23 protein-coding genes are annotated in these 21557 nt (G+C 73.4%); 5 read left to right on the plus strand and 18 right to left on the minus strand.

What is annotated here, in order from left to right; all coding sequences use genetic code 11:
• Positions 1–4: 4 nt before the first annotated feature.
• From carA to efp, 6 genes are all read right to left on the minus strand, one after another.
• On the minus strand, positions 5–1162 hold the full coding sequence (gene carA / locus FU792_RS08675) for a glutamine-hydrolyzing carbamoyl-phosphate synthase small subunit (protein WP_022924103.1): 1158 nt from the start codon (positions 1160–1162) through the stop codon (positions 5–7).
• Positions 1159–2430, minus strand: a complete 1272-nt coding sequence (locus tag FU792_RS08680; protein WP_238705962.1) for a dihydroorotase — start codon at positions 2428–2430, stop codon at positions 1159–1161. Before FU792_RS08680 ends, carA begins: the two co-directional genes overlap by 4 nt.
• Before the next feature lie 58 nt (positions 2431–2488).
• Positions 2489–3427: an aspartate carbamoyltransferase catalytic subunit gene (locus tag FU792_RS08685; protein ID WP_022924105.1), complete on the minus strand. Its 939-nt coding sequence runs from the start codon at positions 3425–3427 to the stop codon at positions 2489–2491.
• Entirely contained in the window at positions 3424–4011 is a 588-nt protein-coding gene (pyrR, locus tag FU792_RS08690) for a bifunctional pyr operon transcriptional regulator/uracil phosphoribosyltransferase PyrR (protein WP_022924106.1), read from the minus strand. Before pyrR ends, FU792_RS08685 begins: the two co-directional genes overlap by 4 nt.
• A gap of 200 nt (positions 4012–4211) precedes the next feature.
• Positions 4212–4625: a transcription antitermination factor NusB gene (gene nusB / locus FU792_RS08695; RefSeq protein ID WP_022924107.1), complete on the minus strand. Its 414-nt coding sequence runs from the start codon at positions 4623–4625 to the stop codon at positions 4212–4214.
• Positions 4626–4628: 3 nt separating this feature from the next.
• Positions 4629–5189: an elongation factor P gene (gene efp / locus FU792_RS08700; protein WP_022924108.1), complete on the minus strand. Its 561-nt coding sequence runs from the start codon at positions 5187–5189 to the stop codon at positions 4629–4631.
• Between the two features lie 128 nt (positions 5190–5317).
• On the opposite strand from efp, the gene FU792_RS16760 reads away from it, so the two are divergent.
• Complete coding sequence (locus FU792_RS16760; RefSeq protein ID WP_022924109.1) at positions 5318–5491, plus strand: hypothetical protein; 174 nt, start codon at positions 5318–5320, stop codon at positions 5489–5491.
• Positions 5473–5790, plus strand: coding sequence for a hypothetical protein (locus FU792_RS08705; RefSeq protein WP_149814696.1), 318 nt, complete (start codon positions 5473–5475; stop codon positions 5788–5790). The genes FU792_RS16760 and FU792_RS08705 overlap by 19 nt, the downstream gene beginning before the upstream one ends.
• A gap of 5 nt (positions 5791–5795) precedes the next feature.
• Here the strand turns inward: FU792_RS08705 and aroB are convergent, their stop codons facing one another.
• The 10 genes from aroB to FU792_RS08750 form a co-directional block, all read right to left on the minus strand.
• Entirely contained in the window at positions 5796–6890 is a 1095-nt protein-coding gene (gene aroB, locus FU792_RS08710; RefSeq protein WP_022924111.1) for a 3-dehydroquinate synthase, read from the minus strand.
• Entirely contained in the window at positions 6875–7384 is a 510-nt protein-coding gene (locus tag FU792_RS08715; RefSeq protein WP_022924112.1) for a shikimate kinase, read from the minus strand. Before FU792_RS08715 ends, aroB begins: the two co-directional genes overlap by 16 nt.
• Complete coding sequence (aroC, locus tag FU792_RS08720; protein WP_022924113.1) at positions 7381–8643, minus strand: chorismate synthase; 1263 nt, start codon at positions 8641–8643, stop codon at positions 7381–7383. The genes FU792_RS08715 and aroC overlap by 4 nt, the downstream gene beginning before the upstream one ends.
• 59 nt (positions 8644–8702) lie before the next feature.
• Positions 8703–9278 carry a prepilin peptidase gene (locus tag FU792_RS08725; RefSeq protein ID WP_149814697.1) on the minus strand — a complete coding sequence of 192 codons (576 nt, stop codon included), beginning with the start codon at positions 9276–9278 and terminating at the stop codon, positions 8703–8705.
• A 9-nt stretch (positions 9279–9287) separates the two neighbouring features.
• Entirely contained in the window at positions 9288–9422 is a 135-nt protein-coding gene (locus tag FU792_RS18500) for a hypothetical protein (RefSeq protein ID WP_275100661.1), read from the minus strand.
• Entirely contained in the window at positions 9419–10273 is an 855-nt protein-coding gene (locus FU792_RS08730) for a shikimate dehydrogenase (protein ID WP_028130847.1), read from the minus strand. The genes FU792_RS18500 and FU792_RS08730 overlap by 4 nt, the downstream gene beginning before the upstream one ends.
• On the minus strand, positions 10243–11520 hold the full coding sequence (gene mltG / locus FU792_RS08735) for an endolytic transglycosylase MltG (RefSeq protein WP_022924116.1): 1278 nt from the start codon (positions 11518–11520) through the stop codon (positions 10243–10245). Before mltG ends, FU792_RS08730 begins: the two co-directional genes overlap by 31 nt.
• Positions 11517–12053 carry a Holliday junction resolvase RuvX gene (gene ruvX / locus FU792_RS08740; protein ID WP_022924117.1) on the minus strand — a complete coding sequence of 179 codons (537 nt, stop codon included), beginning with the start codon at positions 12051–12053 and terminating at the stop codon, positions 11517–11519. Before ruvX ends, mltG begins: the two co-directional genes overlap by 4 nt.
• On the minus strand, positions 12050–14740 hold the full coding sequence (alaS, locus tag FU792_RS08745) for an alanine--tRNA ligase (RefSeq protein WP_022924118.1): 2691 nt from the start codon (positions 14738–14740) through the stop codon (positions 12050–12052). The genes ruvX and alaS overlap by 4 nt, the downstream gene beginning before the upstream one ends.
• A gap of 64 nt (positions 14741–14804) precedes the next feature.
• Positions 14805–16196, minus strand: a complete 1392-nt coding sequence (locus FU792_RS08750; protein WP_022924119.1) for a replication-associated recombination protein A — start codon at positions 16194–16196, stop codon at positions 14805–14807.
• An 18-nt stretch (positions 16197–16214) separates the two neighbouring features.
• Here FU792_RS08750 and FU792_RS08755 point away from each other — a divergent pair, with 18 nt between their 5' ends.
• Entirely contained in the window at positions 16215–17003 is a 789-nt protein-coding gene (locus tag FU792_RS08755) for a GNAT family N-acetyltransferase (protein WP_022924120.1), read from the plus strand.
• A 96-nt stretch (positions 17004–17099) separates the two neighbouring features.
• On the opposite strand, the gene FU792_RS08760 is transcribed toward FU792_RS08755, so the two are convergent.
• Positions 17100–17588 (minus strand): AAA family ATPase, encoded by a 489-nt coding sequence (locus FU792_RS08760; protein WP_033418594.1) that lies wholly within the window; start codon positions 17586–17588, stop codon positions 17100–17102.
• A 103-nt stretch (positions 17589–17691) separates the two neighbouring features.
• On the opposite strand from FU792_RS08760, the gene FU792_RS08765 reads away from it, so the two are divergent.
• Complete coding sequence (locus tag FU792_RS08765) at positions 17692–19053, plus strand: DUF222 domain-containing protein (RefSeq protein WP_161600230.1); 1362 nt, start codon at positions 17692–17694, stop codon at positions 19051–19053.
• Entirely contained in the window at positions 19040–19231 is a 192-nt protein-coding gene (locus FU792_RS19200) for a hypothetical protein (RefSeq protein WP_161600231.1), read from the plus strand. The genes FU792_RS08765 and FU792_RS19200 overlap by 14 nt, the downstream gene beginning before the upstream one ends.
• A gap of 222 nt (positions 19232–19453) precedes the next feature.
• Here the strand turns inward: FU792_RS19200 and aspS are convergent, their stop codons facing one another.
• The gene (gene aspS / locus FU792_RS08775; protein ID WP_022924123.1) at positions 19454–21286 is read right to left on the minus strand and encodes an aspartate--tRNA ligase; all 1833 of its coding nucleotides are present in this window, start codon (positions 21284–21286) and stop codon (positions 19454–19456) included.
• Positions 21287–21557: the final 271 nt, after the last annotated feature.

Genomic DNA, 21557 nt, shown 5'->3' on the forward strand with positions numbered 1-21557 from the left:
TGGCTCAGGACTCCTTGGTCGAGGTCTGCAGGAGGTCGACGAAGCGGTCGAAGAGGTATTCCGCGTCGTGCGGGCCGGCCGCGGCCTCGGGGTGGTACTGCACGCTGAAGGCGGGTACGTCGACGCACGCCAGGCCCTCGACCACGTCGTCGTTGAGGGCGACGTGGTCGCAGCGGACGGCGCCGTAGGCCGTGTCCACCGGCTGGTCGGTCGGTATGCCGTCGGGCCAGGCGATCGCGAAGCCGTGGTTGTGGCTGGTGACCTCGACCTTGCCGGTGGTGCGGTCGAGCACCGGCTGGTTGATGCCGCGGTGGCCGAACGCCAGCTTGTAGGTGTCCAGCCCCAGCGCGCGGCCGAGCAGCTGGTTGCCGAAGCAGATGCCGAAGAACGGTATGCGCCGGTCGAGCACCTCGCGCAGCAGCGCCACCTCGTGCTCGGCGGTCGCCGGGTCGCCCGGGCCGTTGGAGAATAAGACGCCGTCCGGCGCGAGGGCCAGCAGCTCCTCGCTGGTGGTGCGGCTGGGCAGCACGTGCACCTCGATGCCGCGGCGCGCCATGAGCGCCGGGGTCATCCCCTTGATGCCGAGGTCGAGCGCCGCCACCCGGAAGCGGGTGGGGGTGCCCTCCGGCGGGGACACGACATACGCCTCCTGCGTGGAGACCTCGGCGGCGAGCGCCGAGCCGGCCATGCGCGGGGTCTCGGTGACGGTGCGCAGCAGCTCCTCGTGCGAGGCGCGCGCGGCCTCGCCGGAGAAGATCCCGACCCGCATCGCGCCGCGGTCGCGCAGGTGGAGCGTGAGCGCGCGGGTGTCCACACCGCTGATCCCCACCACCCCGGCGTGCTCGAGCGCCTCGCCGAGGTCGCCCTGGGAGCGCCAGTTGGAGGGGCGGATCGCGGGGTCGCGGACGACATACCCGGCGACCCAGATCCGCTGGCTCTCCATGTCGGCCTGGTTGACCCCCGTGTTGCCGATGTGCGGCGCGGTCATGACGACGACCTGGCGGTGGTAGGACGGGTCGGTGAGGGTCTCCTGGTAGCCGGTCATGCCGGTGCAGAAGACCGCCTCACCGACGGTGCGACCGCGGGCGCCGTAGGCCTCGCCTCGGAAGGTGCGGCCGTCCTCGAGGACGAGGACGGCGGCCTCGTGAGTCGTCGTCGTCACCGGTGGCTCTCCTCGTGGTCGGCTCCCCAGACGAGCCCCTGGCGCGCCGTCACCTGGCCCCGGAGCATCGTCAGGTGGACGGCGCCGGTCAGCTCGCGGCCGTGCCAGGGGTTGTTGCGGGACAGCGAGCGGGAGCGGGCGCGGTCCACGGTCTGGGTGCGGGTCGGGTCGACCAGGGTGAGGTTCGCCGGGGCACCCGCCACGACACCCTGGCCGTGGTGCGCGAGCCGGGCGATCCGCGCCGGGGCGCTCGACATGGTGCGGGCGACGTCGGCCCAGGTCATCCGGCCCTCGGCGACCATGGTCGTCGACACCACCGGCAGCGCGGTCTCCAGCCCGAGCATCCCGAAGGCGGCGTCGGCGAAGGCGTGCTCCTTGTCCTGACGGACGTGCGGGGCGTGGTCGGTGGCGACCGCGTCGATCGTGCCGTCGGCGAGCGCCTCGCGCAGGGCCAGCGTGTCCTCGACCGGGCGCAGCGGCGGGTTGACCTTGTAGGTCGGGTCGTAGCCCCCCAGCTCGGCCTCGGTGAGCATGAGGTGGTGCGGGGTCACCTCCGCGGTGACCGCGATCCCCTGGGCCTTGGCCCAGCGGACGACCTCGACGCTGCCGGCGGTGGAGACGTGCGCGACGTGCACCCGGGAGCCGGTGTGCCGCGCGAGCATGACGTCGCGCGCCACGATCGTCTCCTCGGCCACGGCGGGCCAGCCCGGCAGCCCCAGCCGCCCGGACAGCTCCCCCTCGTGGCAGCACGCCGAGCCGTCCGCCAGGCGCGGGTCCTGCGCGTGCTGCGAGACGACCCCGTCGAAGGTCTTGACGTACTCCAGCGCCCGGCGCATGAGGCGCGCGTCGTGGACGCAGCGGCCGTCGTCGGAGAAGACCCGGACCCGGGCGCGGGAGCGGGCCATGAGCCCGAGCTCCGCGAGCTCCTCGCCGGCCAGGGACTTGGTGACGGCACCGACCGGCTGGACGTCGACATACCCGGCGCGGCGGCCGAGATCGAGGACGGTCTCGGCGACCTCGGCGGAGTCGGTGACCGGCGTGGTGTTGGCCATGGCCAAGACCGCGGTGAAGCCCCCGAGCGCCGCGGCCTGCGAGCCGGTCTCGACCGTCTCGGCGTCCTCGCGGCCCGGCTCGCGCAGATGGGTGTGCAGGTCGACGAGACCGGGGAGGAGCACGAGTCCGTCCACGGAGAGGCGCGAGACGCCCTGAGGGGCCTCTGCGCCGGCGTCGGTGCCGACGGCGCGGATCGTGCCGTCGACGACGAGCACGTCGGCGGCACCCCCCCCGCGATGTCGGCACCCGTGATGAGCAGGGGCGGCGTGGTGCTCACGGCGCGTCTCCTTCCCCGGCGAGGAGGTGGTAGAGGATCGACATGCGGACGGCCACGCCAGCGCTGACCTGGTCGAGCACCAGCGAGCGCGCGGCGTCGGCGGCGTCCGCGGAGATCTCCAGGCCCCGGTTCATCGGGCCCGGGTGACAGATGACCGCGTGGTCCTGCAGCAGGCCGAGCCGCCGGGCCGTGAGGCCGTAGGTGACGGCATACTCGCGGGCGGTCGGGAAGTAGCCACCGCTCATCCGCTCGCGCTGCACCCGCAGCATCATCACCGCGTCCACCTGGGGGAGGACCTCGTCGAGGTCGTAGGAGACGTCGAAGCCGTCGGCGGCCGCCCAGCCGGTGACGCCGCTGGGCATGAGCGTCGGCGGTGCCACCAGGGTGACGTGCGCGCCCAGCGCCCGCAGGCAGAGCAGGTTGGAGCGCAGCACCCGGGAGTGGGTGAGGTCGCCGACGATCGCGACGTGCCGACCGGCGAGGTCGTCCCCGCCGAGCGCGCGGCGCAGGGTGTAGGCGTCGAGCAGCGCCTGGCTGGGGTGCTCGTGGGTGCCGTCGCCGGCGTTGACGATCGAGCAGTCCACCCAGTCCGCGATCTGCGCCGGGGCACCGCTCGCAGGGTGCCGGATGACCATCATGTCGACGCCCATCGCGTCGATGGTCAGCACCGTGTCGCGCAGCGACTCGCCCTTGGAGACCGAGGTGCCCTTGCCGGTGAGGTTGATGGTGTCGGCGCTCATCCACTTGCCGGCGATCTCGAAGGAGGCGCGGGTGCGGGTGGAGTCCTCGAAGAAGAAGTTGATGATGGTGCGGCCGCGCAGCGTCGGCAGCTTCTTGACCCGGCGGTCCTGGACCTCGTGCATGGACACGGCGGTGTCGAGGATCGAGGTGATCTCCTGCGGGTCGAGGTCGGCGATCGAGAGCAGGTGCTTCACGCGATCCACACCCCCTCGACCTCGTCACCGGCGTCGGTGAGCCGCACCATCACGCGCTCGGTGCGCGAGGTCGGCAGGTTCTTGCCGACGTAGTCCGCGCGGATCGGCAGCTCGCGGTGGCCGCGGTCGACGAGGACCGCCAGCCGGACCGCGCTGGGGCGGCCCAGGTCGGCGAGACTGTCGAGCGCGGCGCGCACCGTGCGGCCGGAGTAGAGCACGTCGTCGACGAGGACGACCACCTTGCCGTCGACGCCGCCGGCCGGGACGCTCATCGGCTCGGGAGCACGGGTGGGCTGGCTGCGCAGGTCGTCGCGGTACATCGTGATGTCCAGCGAGCCGGTCGGCACCGTGCCGCCCTCGACGCCGGCGATGGCCTCAGCGAGCCGCTGCGCGAGCGGGACGCCGCGGGTCGGGATGCCGAGCAGGACCAGGTCGGCGTGGCCCTTGTTGCCCTCGAGGATCTCGTGCGCGATCCGCGTCAGGGCGCGCTGGATGTCGTCGCTGGCGAGGACCTCACGTCCTCCGTGATCGGGCGGCCGGGTCGGTGACGGCGAGGCCGTCTCTCGGTCACGGGCAGGGCTCATGCGGGCCCACTCCTTCCCCGCCTCACAGGACGGTGGTTAAAGGACGTGTCGGTGCGCACCACCCTACAACCACGACACCCCGCTCTCCCCCACCCCCGAGCGGCCGCACGGTCTGCGTCGGCCGAGCGCGCGCTCGACCTAGGCGAGATCCGGTGGCGCCGTCACGCCCGGTATGTGACGGCATACCGCGCAGCGGTCGGTCAGACGATGGTGGGCTTGACCTCGGAGATGCGGGCGAGGAGGCCGTTGACGAAGCCGGGGGACTCGTCGGTGCTCATCCGCTGGACCAGCTCGACCGCCTCGGACACGGCCACCATGTCCGGGACCTCGTCGTTCCACAGGATCTCCCAGGTGCCGACGCGCAGCGCGGCGCGGTCGACCGCGGCCATCCGGTCCAGGCTCCAGCCCTGGGACCAGGTCGCGAGGACCTCCTCGATCTGGCCCCACCGGCTGACGACGCCGCGCACGACCTCGACGGTGTAGTCGGGTAGCGCGTGCTGGGTCGTGGGGGCCTCGATCCGCTGCTCGAGCAGCTCAGCGACATTGACGCCGCGCTGCTCGGCCTCGAACAGCAGCTCCAGGGCCCGCTTGCGGGCCCGGGTGCGTGCCGCCACGGGTCAGTTCACGCGGCCGAGGTAGGAACCGTCGCGGGTGTCCACCTTGACCTTCGTGCCGGTCTCGAGGAAGAGCGGCACCTGGATCTCGGCGCCGGTCTCCAGGGTCGCCGGCTTGGTGCCACCGGTGGAGCGGTCCCCCTGCAGGCCCGGGTCGGTCTGGGTGATCTCCAGCACGACCGACGGCGGCAGCTCGACGTAGAGCACCCGCCCCTCGTGCTGGGCGATCATGGCCCGGTTGTTCTCCAGCAGGTAGTTGGCCGCGTCGCCCATCGCCTCGGGGCTCACCGGCACCTGCTCGTAGGTCTTCTCGTCCATGAAGATGTAGTCGGTGCCGTCGTGGTAGAGGTACTGGTAGTCCGACCGGTCGACGGTCGCCGTCTCCACCTTGGTGCCGGCGTTGAAGGTCTTGTCCACGATCTTGTTGGTCAGGACGTTCTTGAGCTTGGTCCGCACGAAGGCGGGGCCCTTGCCGGGCTTGACGTGCTGGAACTCCAGCACCTGCCACAGCCCGTTGTCCATGTCCAGGACCATGCCGTTCTTCAGGTCGTTCGTGCTTGCCACGTCGTGTGTCTTCCTTCGGTATGCCGGTCTAGCGTGCTCAAACCCGGTCGATTCTACCCGGGCCGGGGCCACGCTCCCCCGCACCGGCCTTCCCGCCCGGGCGACCGGCATGCGGCGCAGTGCGCGGTATGAAGTGGAGCACCGCCCTGGCGATCCCCGCCGCCGGCCTCGCCGCCGTCGCGGTCCGCGACCTCACCCAGCGCCAGCACGCGATCCTGCGCAGCTTCCCGGTCCTCGGCCACGCCCGCTACGCCCTGGAGAAGATGGCCCCACGGGTGTGGCGATGCAGAACCGGTGGCTGACGCGTGGGCTGGACCCGGACCTCACGTCGGCTCGGGCGGCCAACTACCTGCGCTCCTGGCGGCGCGAGATGCTCAAGCTGGCGGAGGCCGGTGGCGTCGTGCACCCGGCCCTTATCACCGGCGACATGGTGGAGATCCTGCTCGGCCACCGGGCCTCGACGCCGCTGTGGCTGCAGGTCGGCTACGACTCCCCCGACTGGGGGCTGCCCTCGACCGCCCAGGTCGAGCAGCTGCGCAGCATCATGGCCGCGGCTCCGCAGGGCGGCTCCGCCGAGCCGTCGGCGACCGCGCGGCGCTGACCCGGTCAGCCGCAGACCGCGGCATACGCCGCGACGAGGTCCTCCTCGGGGGGAGCGACGAGCCGCGTGGGGCGCGCGAGGCCCTCGAGCGCCACGAAGCGCAGCGTGGCCCCGCGCGACTTCTTGTCGCGGCCCATGGCCGCCCGCAGCGGCTCCCAGCGCCCCGGGAGGTATGCCGTGGGCAGGCCGACCGACTCCAGCACCCGCCGGTGCCGGTCCAGGAGCGCCGCCGGCATCACCCCGGCCCGGTGGGCCAGCTCGGCGACGTAGACCATCCCTACGGCGACGGCGTCACCGTGCCGCCAGCGGTAGTCCTCCACCTGCTCGACGGCGTGGCCGAAGGTGTGGCCGTAGTTGAGGATCTCCCGCAGCGAGGACTCGGTGAGGTCGGCTGCGACGACGTCCGCCTTGACCTGCACCGCCCGGGCGATGAGCTCCAGCGTGCGGTCGGGGTCGGCGAGCGGGTCGCCGGCACCCGTCGGGTCCGCCTCGACGAGGTCGAGGATGACCGGGTCGGCGATGAAACCGCACTTGACGACCTCGGCCAGGCCCGACACGTAGTCGGCCCGGTCCTGGGTGGTCAACCAGGCCGGGTCGCACAGCACCTCAACGGGCGGGTGGAAGGCGCCGACGAGGTTCTTGCCCGCCGCCGTGTTGATGCCGGTCTTGCCGCCGACGGCCGCGTCGACGACGGCCAGCAGCGAGGTGGGCAACTGCACCGCCTCGACCCCGCGCAGCCAGGTCGCCGCGACGAAGCCGGCGAGGTCGGTCGTGGCTCCCCCACCGATGCCGACGACGAGGTCGGAGCGGGTGAAGCCGGCCTCGCCGAGCACGTCCCACAGGTCGACGAGGACGCCCGCGGCCTTGGCCGCCTCCGCGTCCGGGACCGGCGCGAGCCGCGGGCGGGCGCCAGCTGCGACCAGCACCTCGGCGGCCTCCTGCGCGAGTTCCTCCCGGCCCCGCTGGTGCACGACCAGCACCTGCCTACCCGGCTCCGGACCGGCGTGGACCGCCAGCCGCTGCACGGCGTCGGGGCCGACGTGCACGGCATACGGCTGCTCCCCGCTGACCGGGATGGTGCGGCTCAGCGGCTCAGCCACGCGCCCACCTCGTCGGCGATCTCCTCCGGGGTGCGACCGGCGGTGTCGACCCGCAGGCCGCTCACGCTCTCGTAGGTCTCGCGCCGGGCGTTCATGAGCCGGGTCCAGGCGGCGCGGGGGTTCACCAGGAGCAGTGGCCGCGAGGCGTCGAACCCGACCCGCTTCGAGGCGTCCGCGATGCCGACGTCGAGGAAGACCACGGCGTGCCCGGCCGTGAGCGCCTCGGCCACGTCCGGCTGCATCACCGCGCCGCCGCCGAGCGCGAGCACGCCCTCGTGACCGTCCAGGGCCCGCAGCACCTCGGCGCGCTCCATCTCGCGGAAGGCCGGTTCGCCGTCCTCGACGAAGATGTCGCTGATGGAGCGCCCCTGCGCGGCCTCGATCGCGGCGTCCGAGTCGTGCAACGTCACCTCCAGCCGGTCCGCGAGGACCTGGCCGACGGTGGTCTTGCCCGCTCCGGGAGGTCCGACGAGGACGACGACGGGGCGGCTCACCGGTCCCCCTCCGTCGCGGGCGTGCGCTGGTGCTCGGCCACCGCCGCGAGGTAGGCCGCGTGGTTGCGCGCGACCTCCGGCACCGAGTCGCCGCCGAACTTCTCGAGGACGGCGTCGGCCAGCACGAGGGCGACCATGGCCTCGGCCACGACGCCGGCGGCCGGGACGGCGCAGACGTCGGAGCGCTGGTGGATCGCGGTGCCCGCCTCACCGGTGGCGGTGTCGACGGTCCGCAGCGCGCGCGGCACGGTGGAGATGGGCTTCATCGCCGCCCGGACGCGCAGCACCTCGCCGGTGCTCATGCCGCCCTCGGTGCCGCCGCTGCGCAGGGTCGCGCGCCGGATCAGCCCGTGCTCGTCGCGGTCGATCTCGTCGTGCGCCTGGCTGCCGCGACGGGCCGCCGTGCGGAAGCCCTCGCCGACCTCGACCCCCTTGATCGCCTGGATGCCCATGAGCGCCCCCGCCAGCCGCGAGTCGAGCCGGCGGTCCCAGTGCACGTGCGAGCCGAGACCGGGCGGCACCCCGTAGGCCAGCACCTCGACCACCCCGCCGAGCGTGTCGCCCGCCTTCTTGGCGGCGTCGACCTCGGCGACCATCGCGGCGGACAGCTCGGGGTCGAGGGTCCGGACCGGGTCGGCGTCGACGCGGTCCACGTCGTCGGCGCCGGGCAGGCTCGCCGGGTCCGGCGCGTCGTCCTCGATGCCGGGGACGCCGGCGCGCCCGATGCTCACGGTGTGCGAGACCAGGCGTATGCCGGTGGCCTGCTCGAGGAAGGCGGCGGCGACCGCGCCGAGCGCCACCCTGGCCGCCGTCTCGCGGGCCGAGGCCCGCTCGAGGACCGGCCGGGCCTCCTCGAAGCCGTACTTCGTCATGCCCACCAGGTCGGCGTGGCCGGGCCGCGGCCGGGTGAGCGGCCGGTTGCGGGCCAGCTCCTGCGGGGCGCCGACGTCGTCGGCCCCCTGCAGGTCCGGCGCCGGCACCGGCTCGGGGCCCATGACCGCCTGCCACTTGTGCCACTCGGTGTTCTCGATCTGCAGCGCCAGCGGCGACCCCAGCGACAGCCCGTGCCGCATCCCGCCGAGGAAGTGCAGCCGGTCGGCCTCGAAGCTCATCCGGGCGCCCCGGCCGTAACCGAGCCGGCGCCGGGCGAGGGCGCCCTCCACGGCCTCTCGCTCCACCGTCACGCCCGCGGGCAGACCCTCCAGGACGGCGGTGAGGGCAGGGCCGTGGGACTCACCGGCGGTCAACCAACGCAGCATGGCGTCATCCTCCCACGCAGGTCACCCCACCCTGGCGGTCACCACCGCGGGCGTGCTGCTCAGGCCAGCCCGACGAGCATGCCCTGGCCGACGAGCAGCCCCAGGAGTGCACCGAGCATCATCGCCGGACCGTAGGCGAACTCGCCCTTCCAGCTGACCTTGCGCCCCACGAGCAGGCCGAGGGCGAACAGACCGCCGACCAGGAAACCGGCATAGATCCCCAGGACCGCCTCGGGCCACCCGAACCAGCCCAGCCCGGCACCCAACACCACGGCGAGCTTGACGTCGCCCAGCCCGAGGGCGAGTGACCCGCGCGCCAGCGAGAGCAGCGCGATGAGCAGGTAGAACCCGCCGGCACCCACACCGGCCAGCAGCGCCCGCAGCAGCGGGTCGACGCCTCCGCCGACGAGGGCGGCCACCGGGAGCCCGACCCCCAGCAGCCCCATCGTCGGCCACATGATCCGGTCCGGGAGCCGGTGGACGTCGAGGTCCATCGCCGCCAGGCAGACGCAGGAGAGCACGACCGGCAGCAGCGTCAGGCTCAGGACGAGCGCCACCGGCCACCCGGGCACGGCGTCGTCGGGCACCTGCCACACCCGGTGCAGGAGGGCCGCAGACGACAGGCCGAGGGTCACGGGCACCCATCAGCGGCGTCCGGGCGAGGGTTCGTCGACCTCGTCCGGCTTGCGGTAGGTCGTCCGCTCCAGCCAGCGCGCGACCGGGAGCCCCAGGACCGCGACCACGACCGCGACCACCGAGGGCAGCACCAGGTCGGTCACGAGGTCGCCTCGGCGGCGAGGTGCCGGCTGAGCGCCCGGTCCATCGCGGCGGTCGGCCCCGGCCGCCCCGTCATCAGCTCGACCTGGCGCACCGCCTGGTGCAGCAGCATCCGCGTTCCCCTCACGACCTGGACCCTACCGCCCGTCGCCGACAGCACCGCCGTCCCGACGGCGCTCGGCCAGGGGTCGTAGCTCACGTCCATCACGACCGGCAGCCGCCCCGTCGTCCCGACGACGGGTGGGGCGGGTGCACCACCAGGCAGGGTGCTGACGACCACGTCCACGCCGCCCAGGGGTATGCCCTCGGCCAGGAGACGCACGGTCGTCCCCATCCCGATCCGCTCGGTCAGCTCACGGGTCGCCGGTCGCAGGTCGTCCCGCACGCAGCAGGTCAGCCGGTCCACGCCGAGGGCGTGCAGGGCGACCACGACCGACCGGGCCGTGGCCCCGCCGCCGACCACCACGGCACGCCCCGCCCGTCCGACCCCCGCCTCGCGCAGCGCCGCGGTGAGCCCGTGGACGTCGGTGTTGTGGGCCGACCAGCCCGCCTCGCCCCGCACCAGGGTGTTGGCGGCCCCGACCGCCACCGCCTCCTCGCCCGCGACATCGGCCAGCGCGAGCGCCTCCTCCTTGCCGGGCATCGTCACCGACAGCCCGACCCAGTCCGGCCCCAGGCCGGCGACGTGCCGCGCGAGCCCACCGGAGCCGACCTCGGCCCGGTCGTAGGACCAGCCGCGGAGCCCGAGCTCGGCATACGCGGCCCGGTGCAGCACCGGGGACAACGAGTGGGCGACGGGTGAGCCCACGACGCCGGCGCGCCTCAGCACTGGTCCGGGTTGTCCTCGCACCACTGGAGGAACTCGTCCTGGTTGACGAGGTGCTCGTCGTAGGTCTCGGCGAACTTCGTCTCGCCGGTCGAGGGGTTGACGGTGACGAAGTAGACCCAGTCGCCAGGCTCGGGCTCGGAGGCGGCGCGCAGCGCGTCCTCGCCGGGCGAGTTGATCGGCCCCGGGGGCAGGCCCGGGTTCCGGTAGGTGTTGTAGGGGCTGTCCTCCGCGCGCTGCTCCTCGGTGGTGCCGGCGCGCCCGCGCTCCTGGAAGATGAAGTGGATGGTGGAGTCCATCTGCAGGAAGCCGTCGGTCTCGGAGTTGCCCTCGATGCGGTTCTCCATGACCCGGGCGATCTTGGGCAGGTCCTCGGCGAACTGCCCCTCGCCCTGCACGATGCTCGCCTTGATGACGACCTCGCGCAGGTCCTCCTCCGGTATGCCGATGTCGGAGTAGACCTGCTGCCCCTGGTCGATCATCGTCTGCAGCTGCTCCTGCGGCGTGCTGTCCGGTCCGAACTCGTAGGTGCTGGGGTAGAGGAAGCCCTCGAGCTCGCCCTCCGCGGCGGCGGGCAGGTCCAGGTCCGCCGGGTCGACGGACTCGTAGTCGGCCACCTCGTGGTCGGTGCCCTCGGCCAGCAGCTCGAAGGTCTCGGCGACCCAGAGACCCTCGCGGATCGTCACGCCGTTGCGCTCGCGGAACGCCGGGTCGAGCAGCCGTGCCAGCGCCGCCTCCGAGCTCATCTCGTTGGCCATGCGGTAGGTCCCGGGCTGGATCGCCGCGGCGTCCGGCTCGGCCTGCAGGGCGGTGGAGAACGCGGAGACCGAGCCCACGACCCCCTCGTCGGTGAGGATCTGGGCGATCTGCCCACCGGCCGCGCCCTGCGGGATCTCGACCATCACCTCGCCGCTGCCCTCGCCCTCGTAGTCCGTGGTGTCGACGGACTCGCCCGCGGACAGGTCGGGCAGCATCGAGCGCAGGGACCCGAAGGAGTAGACCGCCGCCACCACCACGACCACGGCCGCGAGGGCGAGCGCCAGACCCTTGAGCACCGGGTTGCGGCGCCGACGGCGTGGCCGGAACACCAGCTCCTCGTGCTCCTCGGGCGAGAGCACGTGGTCGGCGAGTAACTCGTCGTGGTGCCGAGCGCCGCGCAACCCGAGCACGTCGTCCTCGAAGTGTGCCGCGTCGTGCTCGTCGGCATAGCCCGCGCCGAGGTGCTGGTCGCCGGGTTCGTCGTGCGCGTCGCGCCCGCCGGGCGGCTGGCTCATGTGGCGTCCTTCGCGTCAGGGTCGCGAGACCGTCTGCCCCGTGGCTTCCTCGCCTTCAGGGACGAGCCGACGGGGCGGCCGGCTCGGCGAGCGTCCAGGGCTCCCTGGAGGATAAGCACCGCCGCCGCCTGATCGACGACGCCACGCTGGTCACGGCCCCGGACGCCGCTGCTGTGCAGCGCCCGGTGCGCGTCGACCGTGGTCAGACGCTCGTCCCACAGGCGGACCGGCACCTCCAGGCGCCGTTGCAGCCGATCAGCGTACTCCCGCGCCCGGGCGGCGGCCACCCGCTCCTGGCCGTCGAGGGACCGCGGGAGCCCGACGACGACCGCCACGGCAGCCCGCTCGTGGACCTCGTCCGCGACGCGGTCCAGGTCGGTGCTTCCCTCGTGGTCCCGCCGCAGCGTGTCGACGGGGTGGGCGAGCAGCCCCAGCGCGTCGGAGGCGGCCAGGCCCACCCGGGCCTCGCCGACGTCGATCCCCAGCAGGACGCCGGCCGGCCCCTCCGGCGACGCCCCGTGCGGATCGCTCACCCGCGCAACGCGTCCTCGACCGCGCGGAGTGCGGTGCCGGTGGCGGCAGCGTCCTGGCCGCCGCCCTGCGCGAGGTCGTCCTTGCCGCCACCGCCGCCGCCGAGCGCACCGGCACCGACCTTGACCAGCGCGCCGGCCGTGGTGCCGCGCTCCCGCGCCGCCTCGTTGGTGGCGATGACCACGACCGGGCGGCCCGACTGGACGCCGGTGAGGGCCACGACCGAGGGCCGGTCCTGACCCAACCGGGTCCGCAGGTCGGTGACGAGGCGGCGCAGGTCGTCCGCGCCGACGCCCTCACCCAGGTCGTGCCCCAGGAAGGTGGTGCCGTCGACGTCGCGCGCCTGGTCCACGAGCCCGGCCGCCGAGGACAGCACCTGGGAGGCCCTGGCCTGGGCGATCTCCTTCTCCGCGTCCTTGAGCCGCGACACCAGCTGGGCGACCCGGTCGGAGAGCTCGTCCGGACGCACCTTGAGGGTGTCGGTGAGCTGGTTGACGATGATGTTCTCCCGCGCCAGCTGGGTGTAGGCGTCCGCGCCGACGAGGGCCTCCACGCGACGGATGCCGGACCCGATCGAGGACTCGCCCATGATCTTGACCAGGGACAGCTGGGCGCTGCCCGGGACGTGGGTGCCGCCGCACAGCTCCAGGCTCCACGGGCCGCCCACGGAGACGACGCGCACGAGGTCGGGGTAGCGCTCCCCGAAGAGCGCCATCGCGCCCATCTCCCGGGCCTCGGTGAAGCTCATCTCGGCAGCACTGACCTGCAGGTCCTCCATGAGTCGCTCGTTGATCCGCGCCTCGACCGCGGCCAGCTCGGCGGCGTCCAGGCCCCGGGTCGAGCGGAAGTCGAAGCGCAGCCGTCCTGGGGCATTCTCTGAGCCGGCCTGCGTGGCGTTGTCGCCGAGCGTCTCGCGCAGCACCTTGTGCACGATGTGCGTGGCCGTGTGCGCGCGCGACACCGAGGCGCGGCGCACGACGTCGATCTCGGTGAACGCACCCTCGCCCACCGCGACCTCGCCCTCGACGAGGCGACCCCGGTGCACGACGAGCCCGGGCACCGGGCGCTGCACGTCGGTGACCTCGAAGAGTCCGCCGCCGCCGAGCCGGATGGTGCCGTGGTCGGCCAGCTGACCGCCGGCCTCGGCGTAGAAGGGGGTGCTGCCGAGCACGATCTCCAGCTCGGCACCGTGCTCGGCCGCGTCACCCCCGACCCGGGTCCGCTCGACCTCCTGCCCACCGGCGAGGAGCCCGAGCACGCGGTCCTCCCCCGTCATCTGCTCGTAGCCGGTGAACTCGGTCGCCGCGCCCAGCCGGTCGGCCAGCCCGCGGTATGCGCCCGCGCCGCCCCTGCCGGTCTTCTTCGCCTTGGCGTCGGCCTTGGCCCGCTCCCGCTGCTCGGTCATGAGCGTGCGGAAGCCGTCCTCGTCGACGCTCAGCCCCTGCTCGGAGGCCATCTCCAGGGTGAGGTCGATGGGGAAGCCGTAGGTGTCGTGCAGCGCGAACGCCTCGGAGCCGGCGAGCCGGGTCGAGCCCGCCTCCTTCGCCCGGGCGACCGCACCGTCGAGGATGCTCGTGCCGCTGGCGAGGGTGCGGCGGAAGGCCTCCTCCTCGGCATACGCGACCTCGCTGATCCGACCCCACTGCTCCTCGAGCTCGGGGTAGGACGCCTTCATGACGTCCTTGCTCACCGGCAGCAGGTGCGGCAGCGCAGGCTCGTCGACCCCGAGCAGCCGCATCGAGCGCACCGCGCGGCGCAGCAGGCGGCGCAGGACATACCCCCGGCCCTCGTTGCCCGGCACCACGCCGTCGCCCATGAGCATGAGCCCGGAGCGCACGTGGTCGGCGACGACGCGGAAGCGCACGTCGTCCTCGTGGTCCTCGCCGTAGGTCCGGCCGGCGAGCTCCTCGGCGCGCTCGATGACCGGGTAGACCTCGTCGATCTCGTAGAGGTTGTCCACGCCCTGCAGCAGGTAGGCGACCCGCTCCAGGCCCATCCCGGTGTCGATGTTCTTGCTCGGCAGTTCGCCGGCGACGTCGAAGTCGGTCTTGGAGCGCACCTCGGTGAGCTCCTCCTGCATGAAGACGAGGTTCCAGATCTCCAGGAAACGGTCCTCGTCGACGACCGGGCCGCCGTCAGGGCCGAACTCCGGGCCGCGGTCGACGTAGATCTCGCTGCACGGGCCGCCCGGTCCGGGGACGCCGGTGTGCCAGTAGTTGTCCTCCAGCCCCCGCTCCTGGATCCGCTCCGGCGGCAGGCCGGCGACGCGCTCCCAGAGCTCGCGCGCCTCGTCGTCGCCCTTGAGCACGGTGACCCAGATGGACTCGGGGTCGAAGCCCAGGCAGCCCTCGTGCTGCGACCCGGTGACGAACTCCCAGGCGTAGGAGATCGCCCCCTCCTTGAAGTAGTCGCCGAAGGAGAAGTTGCCGTTCATCTGGAAGAACGTGCCGTGCCGGGTGGTCTTGCCGACCTCCTCGATGTCGAGGGTGCGCACGCACTTCTGCACGCTCGTCGCACGGTCCCACGGCGGGGTCTGCTGACCGGTGAGGTAGGGGATGAAGGGGACCATCCCGGCGACCGTGAACAGCAGCGTCGGGTCCTGGCTGACCAACGAGGCGCTGGGCACCACCGCGTGGCCCTTGCTCTCGAAGAACGACAGCCAGCGGCGGCGGATCTCGGCGGTTTCCATGGTCTCCTCACGAGGCGGATCGGGACTGATCCACTCTAGATCACCGGCGCCACCCGGTATGCCCTCACTCCCCGCCGCGGAGGCGCCCGCGGATGACCCGGCGCAGCTCGGCCCAGCGCGGGCCCAGGCGCTCCTCCCAGCCCCGGTTGGTGGGCCGGTAGTAGTCGGCGTCGGCCGCGGCGAGGTCGTCGGGGAGGAACTGCTGCTCCCCCACCCCGGCGGGCTCGTCGTGGGTGTAGCGGTAGCCCTCGCCGTGACCGAGCCGCGTGGCCCCGGCATACCCCGTGCCCCGCAGGTGCGGCGGGACCGGGCCGCCCTTGCCGGCCCGGACGTCGGCGATCGCGGCGTTGACCGCGGCGTAGGCGGCGTTGGACTTCGGCGCCACGGCGTTGTGCACGACCGCCTGCGCGAGGATGATCCGGGCCTCCGGCATACCGATCTGGGCGACGGCGTGCAGCGCGGCGACCGCGGTCTGCAGCGCCGTCGGGTCGGCCATGCCGACGTCCTCACTGGCCGCGATGACGATGCGGCGGGCGATGAACCGGGGGTCCTCGCCGGCCTCCAGCTGGCGGGCGAGGTAGTGCAGCGCCGCGTCGACGTCGGAGCCGCGCATCGACTTGATGAAGGCGCTGGCGACGTCGTAGTGCTGGTCGCCGGCCCGGTCGTAGCGCACCGCGGCCTGGGCCATCGCCTGCTCGACCTGGGCGAGCGTGATCTCGGTGACCTCGTCCTCGCGCCCGGCGGCCCGCTCGTCCGCGGCGACCCCGGCGGCCGCCTCCAGCGTGGTCAGCGCCCGGCGGGCGTCGCCGCCGGCCATCCGGACCACGTGCTCGGTCGCCTCCTCGCCCAGGGTGTGCGCCCCGGCCAGGCCGCGCTCGTCGGTCAGCGCGCGGGCGACGACGCCGCGCACGTCGTCGTCGTCGAGCGAGGTCAGGGTGACGAGCACCGAGCGGGACAGCAGCGGGGCGATGATCGAGAAGGACGGGTTCTCCGTGGTGGCGGCGACGAGGATGACGGTGCGGTTCTCCACACCGGGCAGCAGCGCGTCCTGCTGGGCCTTGGTGAAGCGGTGGATCTCGTCGAGGAAGAGGACCGTCTGCCGGCCGTGCAGCGAGCGCTCGCGGACCGCCTGGTCCATGACGGCGCGCACGTCCTTGACCCCGGCGGTGACCGCCGAGAGCTCGACGAAGGTGCGGTCGGCGGCGTGCGCGACGAGGTGCGCCAAGGTGGTCTTGCCCGTCCCCGGCGGGCCCCACAGGATCGCCGAGAGCGGGCCGGCCGCTCCCCCACCACCCTCGATGAGCCGCCGCAGCGGTGAGCCGGGCCGCAGCGCCTCCCGCTGACCGACGACCTCCTCCAGCGTGCGAGGCCGCATCCGCACCGCGAGTGGGGCGACGAGCGCACCGCCGGCGTCCCCGGCCGCGGCGCTCTGGGTGGAGGTGAACAGGTCGGACACGGATGTCAGGCTAACGCCGTGGACCGACTGACCCGGCACGCCGACCTGCTGGCGCTCTCCGGGGGCGACCCGTGGGTGCGCTGGGCGTTGCCGGACCCGCTCGCGGGTGAGGTGTGGGTGCACGAGGACGTGGCGCTCGTGCAGCGGCTCGGCGAGCGGACCGGCTTCTGGGTCGCGCCGCTGTCGTCGGGTATGCCTGATGCCGGCGCCGACCCTCGGGAGGGCTCCCGGGTCCGGGCCGCCCTGACCCAGCTGCGCGACGGGGGTCACCTGCGGCGGCTGGCCGCACGGGCGGTGTCGGTGCCGCAGGAGCACGCGGCCGTGGCGCACGAGGTGCTGGACCTCGGCGGCGGGGGCGACTGGGAGTGGATGTGGACGCAGGAGCCACCCGAGGTCGACGTCCGCGAGCACGACGTCATACCCCTGGACGACGCGGCTGACGCGGCTGAGCTGGAGTCGTTCACGCGTGCCCACAACCCGCGGGTCTGGACCGAGATCGGCACCGGGCGGGTGCACCGGTGGGTCGGGCTGCGCGACCGCACCGGGGCGCTGGTGGCGGTCGGCGGTGCGGAGCGCGAGGCCACGGGCATACCCCACCTGGCCGGGATCGTCACCGCCACCGACCGTCGCGGCGCCGGGCTCGCGCGGGTCGTCAGCGCCGCGCTGACGCGGTGGGCGGTGGCCGAGCACGGCGTCTGCACGCTCGGCGTCTTCAGCGACAACGACGCCGCCCGGCGACTGTATGCGCGGCTCGGCTATCGCACCGCCCGCGCCTGGCACTCACGCATGCTCGCCCGTGGCGACTGACCCATGACGCCCAGTGGGCCACTCCGGTGTCCCGAGAGGCCTCTGACGTGCCCCGGAGTGGGCCACTCGGCACATGTCCTGGAGACCTCGCCCTGCTCAGGGGTGGCTGACGCCCACGACGCGGGTGACGATCTGGTCGACGGACTCCCCGGCAGTGATGCGCTCCTCCTCGACGAAAGGCAGCGGCTGCCAGCCGTGGTACCACCCGGCCATCTCCTCGACCCCGAACTCCCTGGCCTGCGGCCTGGTCGCGTGCCGGCGCACCATCTCCTCGAAGGCGAGGTCGAAGGCGAAGAACCGGGCGTCCCCGGCGTGCGTGGCCGACCGCTGGAGCATCGGCCCGTAGGTCGTGGCATCGAGGATGCCGTCGAGCACGACGTGGTGCCCGCGGTCGAGGCAATGACGGGCGGCGACCTCGAGCAGCTCGGCGTGCGCCACGCCCTCACCGGTGCGCTCGCGATAGACGACCCGCCGGAAGTGGTCCTGCTGGAGGATCGCCGTCGGGTGCGGCGCGAGGACCTCCTGGAGCCGACGCGCCACCGTGCTCTTCCCGGACCCGGAGTTGCCGCGGAGCACGATGAGCATGGTCGCCACCGTAGCGACGACGGGTCGGCCCCTTCTTGACAATCGTACATGTGTTCGATACCTTGAGGGTAGGAAACACAGACCACCGGAGGGGGTGGGGGACGTGGACGGCAGCCCGAGCAGCCAGGTGGAGCCGGCGAGTGGGGACGAGATCCGGGCGCTCACCAAGCGCCTCGCCGTGCCACGACCGGACTGCGGCGACGCCGAGCGACTGGAGCTCGTGCGGGCACTGGAGGACCTCACCCGGTCCGCTGCTGCCGCGCACGCCGTGCTGAGCGACGAGTTCGACCGCTCGCAGCGAGCCCGGCAGGAGGCGGAGGGCGTCCCGGCTGCCCGCGTCGGCACCGGCGTGGCCGACGACCTGGCTCTCGCTGGCAAGGTGTCCCCCGCACGCTCCTCGAACCGGCTCACCTGCTCGCGCGCCCTCACCCGGGAGATGCCGCAGACCCTGGCCGCCCTGCGCGAGGGGGTCATCGACGCGCACCAGGCCGAGGTCGTCACGCGCGCCACCGCCTGCCTCTCCGTAGAGGACCGCTCCCTCGTCGACGAGCGCCTGGCCGGTCGACTCTCCGGGTTGTCCACCAAGCAGCTCCGCGACGCCGTGACCGCCCTGGTCTACGACCTCGACCCGCAGGCCCACGTGCGTCGCGCCGCCCGGGCCGCGGAGGACGCCTACGTCGCGATGCGTCCGGCGCCGGACGTCATGTGCGTCATCTCCGCGATGCTCCCCGCCGCGCAGGGCGTGGCCGTGCATGCCGCGCTCAAGAAGCACGCGGAGGGCCTGCGAGCCTCCGGCGATCCTCGCAGCCAGGGCAAGATCATGGCTGACACCCTCTATGCCAACGTCACGGGGCGCGACCCCGTCACCCTGCCGGACATCGACCTCAGCCTCGTCATGACGGATGCCTCGCTGATGGCGGGCGACACCGTCGCGGCCTTCCTCGACGGCTACGGGCCCGTCCCGGCGCAGAGCGCCCGGGACCTGATGACGCCTCGCCGCGCTGTCGACACCGGAGAGCTGGCCTCGACATCGGATCCCGCCCATGGGGTACCGAGCTCTTCGGCAGAGGCGGAGCCGCAGACGCCAGCCGCCCGTGAGACCAGCTCTGCGGACCGGGCCGGCACCGGGGGCAGCGGAGGCACCTGCCGCGTGCCCTGCGGGGGCGCGCTGCGTCCGCTGGGCCTGCGGCCTGTCGCACGGTCCGGCGGTGCCGCCTCGCCCAGCGAGAGGATCAGCCACCGGCGCCTCGCCCACCCCAGATCCGGACGAACTCCACGAGGCGCGGGTCTTCGTCCGGCGGCTGTACGCCGACCCGGTGACCGGCGAGGTCTTCGCCCGCGACTCACGCCGACGCTTCTTCAGCGCCGCCCAGCGCGCGCTAGTGATCAGCCGCGACCGCTACTGCCGCACCCCGTGGTGCGGGGCTCCGATCCGGCACATCGACCACCGGGTGCGCCACCGTGACGGCGGGCGCACCAGCCCCGGCAACGCCCAGGGACTGTGCCAACGCTGCAACCAGGGCCGAGAAACGCCCCCGGCAGACCGCCGTGCCGCCCTCGCTCTACCTTCGCGCCAGCGCGGTCCTGCCCGGAGCGCGAGACGTCGGCTGCCCGCCGACCAGGGGTCCCGCTCGGACCGCTGACACCTGCGAGACCGCGCCCGCCCCTGCAGCCGACAGACCGCCGGTCGGGCTCGGTCCTCCGGTGGTGCGACAACCCGGCGCCGGCACAGGAGCCGCCTGACTCCCGCATCGACCTCCCCGGTCACACACGTAGACCGTGCCGGGGAGGCCGATGCGGGTGACGAGCGCGCGACCGCGACCGCCGCCAGCACCGCGGAGGAGGCCGATGCCCGTTCCAATGCGCTACTGCGTGGCGTCGGCGGTCGCCGAGCCCTGCGCGTCCGGGCCCGCCTCGGCCTTCGGCTCGGGACGGGCGTCCACGCCCGCCTCCTTGCGCTGCTCGGGCGTGATCGGGGCGGGGGCCGCGGTCAGCGGGTCGAAGCCGCCGCCGGACTTGGGGAAGGCGATGACGTCGCGGATCGAGTCGGTGCCGGCCAGCAGCGCCACGATCCGGTCCCAGCCGAAGGCGATGCCGCCGTGCGGGGGCGCGCCGTACTTGAACGCCTCGAGCAGGAAGCCGAACTTCTCCTCCGCCTGCTCGGCCGACAGCCCCATGATCGAGAAGACTCGCTCCTGCACGTCCCGCCGGTGGATACGGATCGACCCGCCACCGATCTCGTTGCCGTTGCACACGAGGTCGTAGGCGTAGGCCAGCGCGGACCCGGGGTCGGACTCCAGCGTGTCGAGGAACTCCGCCTTGGGCGAGGTGAAGGCGTGGTGCACCGCCGTCCAGGCGCCACCGCCGACGGCCACGTCACCCGCGGCCACGGCCTCGGAGGCGGGCTCGAAGAGCGGCGCGTCGACCACCCACAGGAAGCTCCAGGCGCTCTCGTCGATGAGGTCGCATCGCTGCGCGATCTCCTGCCGCGCCGCCCCGAGCAGCGCCCGCGACGACTTCGTGCCGCCGGCGGCGAAGAAGACACAGTCGCCCGGCTGCGCGCCGACGTGCGCCGCCAGCCCGTCGCGCTCGGCGTCGGAGAGGTTCTTGGCGACGGGTCCGCCCAACGAGCCGTCCTCGCCGACGGTGACGTAAGCCAGGCCCTTGGCGCCGCGCTGCTTGGCCCACTCCTGCCACGCGTCGAACTGACGCCGCGGTTGGCTGCCGCCGCCGGGCATGACGACGGCGCCGACGTAGTCGGCCTGGAACACCCGGAACGAGGTGTCCGCGAAGTAGTCGGTGCACTCGGTGAGCTCCACCTCGAAGCGCAGGTCCGGCTTGTCCGAGCCGTAGCGGCGCATGGCCTCGGCATACGTCATCCGCGGGAAGGGCGTGCTCAGCTCGACCCCGATGGTGCGCCACACGGCGGCGGCGATCGCCTCGCCGAGCTCGATGACGTCGTCCTGCTCGACGAAGCTCATCTCGACGTCGAGCTGGGTGAACTCCGGCTGGCGGTCAGCGCGGAAGTCCTCGTCGCGGTAGCACCGCGCGATCTGGTAGTAGCGCTCCATCCCGGCGACCATGAGCAGCTGCTTGAACAGCTGCGGGCTCTGCGGCAGGGCGTACCAGCTGCCCGGCTGGAGCCGCGCGGGCACGAGGAAGTCACGCGCGCCCTCCGGGGTGGACCGGGTGAGCGTCGGGGTCTCGACCTCGACGAAGTCACGCTCGGCGAGCAGCGTGCGGGCGGCGGCGTTGACCTTCGACCTCAACCTGAGGTTCTGCCCGGCGGTCCCGGCTCCCGGACGGCGCAGGTCGAGGTAGCGGTGGCGAAGCCGCGCCTCCTCGCCCACGCTGACCCGCTCGTCGATCTGGAAGGGCAGCGGGGCGGCCTCGCTCAGCACCTCGATCTCGCTGGCGACGACGTCCACTCCCCCGGTCGCGAGCTCGGGGTTGACGTCCTTGTCGGCCCGGGCGGTGACCTCACCGGTGACCTGGACACAGTACTCGCTGCGCAGGTCGTGGGCGGTGCCGGTCAGCACCTCGTCGCGGGCCACGACCTGGACGACGCCGCTGGCGTCGCGCAGGTCGATGAAGGCGACGCCGCCGTGGTCGCGTCGTCGGGCGACCCAGCCGGTGAGGGTCACTGTGGTGCCGACGTGCTCGGGCCGCAGGGTGCCGGCCTCGTGGGTGCGAAGCATGATCTCTCTCCTCTCGGCGCGGACCGCCGGAGCAGGAGGGGGAGACCACCGCCCGGCGATGCCGCTGTGGGCAGCCCGGGAGGTGTGGGCGGGGGCCAGGTCGCGGTGCCACCACACCTTCGCCGCACGGGGGACCCGCGTGGCGTCTCTCGTCGGTGTCGCCGGACGCGCGGCGCCGCGGATGGTCCCGCGCGATTGGCACAGGTATGCCGTCCGCGCGCGGCCGGCGGGTCGTCACGCCGCCCCGGGCACGGGAGCAAGTCTACGGCCG

The organism is Serinicoccus marinus DSM 15273 (genome assembly GCF_008386315.1).
GTDB classification, from domain to species: domain Bacteria; phylum Actinomycetota; class Actinomycetes; order Actinomycetales; family Dermatophilaceae; genus Ornithinicoccus; species Ornithinicoccus marinus.

Bases quoted from the DNA above. Each gene is read 5' to 3' on its own strand.
- pyrR (WP_022924106.1), bottom strand. From the start codon at position 4,011: ATGAGCCCTGCCCGTGACCGAGAGACGGCCTCGCCGTCACCGACCCGG.
- FU792_RS16760 (WP_022924109.1), top strand. From the start codon at position 5,318: ATGAAGTGGAGCACCGCCCTGGCGATCCCCGCCGCCGGCCTCGCCGCC.
- FU792_RS08705 (WP_149814696.1), top strand. From the start codon at position 5,473: ATGCAGAACCGGTGGCTGACGCGTGGGCTGGACCCGGACCTCACGTCG.
- aroC (WP_022924113.1), bottom strand. From the start codon at position 8,643: ATGCTGCGTTGGTTGACCGCCGGTGAGTCCCACGGCCCTGCCCTCACC.
- mltG (WP_022924116.1), bottom strand. From the start codon at position 11,520: ATGAGCCAGCCGCCCGGCGGGCGCGACGCGCACGACGAACCCGGCGAC.
- alaS (WP_022924118.1), bottom strand. From the start codon at position 14,740: ATGGAAACCGCCGAGATCCGCCGCCGCTGGCTGTCGTTCTTCGAGAGC.
- FU792_RS08760 (WP_033418594.1), bottom strand. From the start codon at position 17,588: ATGCTCATCGTGCTCCGCGGCAACTCCGGGTCCGGGAAGAGCACGGTG.
- aspS (WP_022924123.1), bottom strand. From the start codon at position 21,286: ATGCTTCGCACCCACGAGGCCGGCACCCTGCGGCCCGAGCACGTCGGC.